3 protein-coding genes are annotated in these 1,426 nt (G+C 61.6%); all 3 read right to left on the bottom strand.

The annotated features are described in order from the left end of the window. Positions 1 to 86: 86 nt before the first annotated feature. Positions 87 to 557 carry a DNA methyltransferase gene (locus ACLJK8_RS22720; RefSeq protein WP_413152679.1) on the bottom strand — a complete coding sequence of 157 codons (471 nt, stop codon included), beginning with the start codon at positions 555 to 557 and terminating at the stop codon, positions 87 to 89. 87 nt (positions 558 to 644) lie between these two features. Further along, complete coding sequence (locus ACLJK8_RS22715) at positions 645 to 830, bottom strand: hypothetical protein (RefSeq protein WP_413152678.1); 186 nt, start codon at positions 828 to 830, stop codon at positions 645 to 647. Positions 831 to 979: 149 nt separating this feature from the next. Beyond that, positions 980 to 1,306 (bottom strand): hypothetical protein, encoded by a 327-nt coding sequence (locus ACLJK8_RS22710; protein WP_413152677.1) that lies wholly within the window; start codon positions 1,304 to 1,306, stop codon positions 980 to 982. Positions 1,307 to 1,426 lie beyond the last annotated feature (120 nt).

Genomic DNA, 1,426 nt, shown 5'->3' with positions numbered 1-1,426 from the left:
TCGAGGTGCTCCGACAACCCGAACAGGGAACGCTGCTCCATCTCACCCCTCCGATCTCGACGGAGCCAGTGAATCACGACCGCCCTTCAAAGGGGAGGGTTATTGCGGGTGTCCATTTTGTGCCAACTGAAAGTCGTGACGAAATTGTATGCACCAAAGATCTCGTCTATCATCGAGCGGGCGCGATGGAGTTCGTTGTCGTCCAACGTGATCCAGGTACTGCCTCGATCAGACAGCAACTCATGTAGCAGCCGTAGCCGGGGCCACATCATTGCGCACCATTTGTCGTGGCGAAGGCCGTCCTCAATCCCGACATAACTTGCGGCCAGCCACTCCCTGATCATTGGGGCATTCACGTGGTCGTTGTAGGCCCAACCCTCATTCCCGGTGTTGTAGGGCGGATCGATGAAGATGCAGTCTACCCTGCCCGCGTACACCGGCAGGAGGGCTTTCCGTGCATGCAGGTTGTCGCCTTGGAGGATCAGGTTGCCATCAAGTCGAGCCTCGCCAATTCCCCTTTTCAGGCTGCGGTTCCAGCGGGCGAGTTGGTACGGCAAGATGATGGTTCCAGACGAACTCCTCGCCCTTGAAGATCAATTCAGTCATCGTTACCCTGCAAGGGCCGGTCGTCGGGGCGCGCCCGGTTACAACGCGATCTCCGACAGGTGCCCGGCGATCGTTGCGAGCCGACCGCCGACGCCGTAGCGCGGCCGCTCGTATGCGTGCCCCATCACGTCGGCCCGAATTCGATCGTCAATCCCCGCCTCGAGCATCCGATCCTCGAATGAGTGCCGCAGGCTGTAAACGACATGCTTCGGCGACTCCATCATTCCGTTCTCGCGGAGGAACTTGTTTGCGGCGGCCGAATACGAGTCAATCTTGCCGGCGTAACGTCTGATCCCGCCACGGGCGACGATCCGCCGCGCGGCTTCGAGCGAGACGCCTACGAGTGGAACCTCGCGGGCGGACTCGTCCGTCTTTAGCTCGCCGGTCGCGGTCGGCGGATCAGGACGTGCGGAACCTTCGCGTCGACACGGAAAGGCCCGACGGGCGCCGCGAGGATTTCGTTCGGGCGCGCCCCGGTGTTGACGATCATCAACAGCACGTCGCGGCCGTCGTCGTTGAAGCCATCGCGGGCGCCGGGCGCGAGTATCTTCTCCCTGATCCAGTCGTCGGAGAACCGCGGCCGCTCGCTTTTCTTTCCTTGCTTGCGCTCGACCCATGTTCCGGCGAAGGGGTTCTCAAGCGGCAGTTTTTTGAGCTCGGCAAGGGTGCGAAGCATCTCGGACAGGTGTCCGATTTGCATGTTGACGGTGACCTGCCCCCCGGTGGTCCCTCGCTCATGACGCGAGTCCGCAGGTTGGATTTCGGTATTGGTCTTCGCCGGATTTCACAAGCGCGCCGGGCGCGGAGCCCTCAGCCAGCT

Source organism: Amaricoccus sp. W119, assembly GCF_047275745.1.
Lineage (GTDB): Bacteria > Pseudomonadota > Alphaproteobacteria > Rhodobacterales > Rhodobacteraceae > Amaricoccus.
This window is presented reverse-complemented; position numbering and strand designations above follow the sequence as displayed.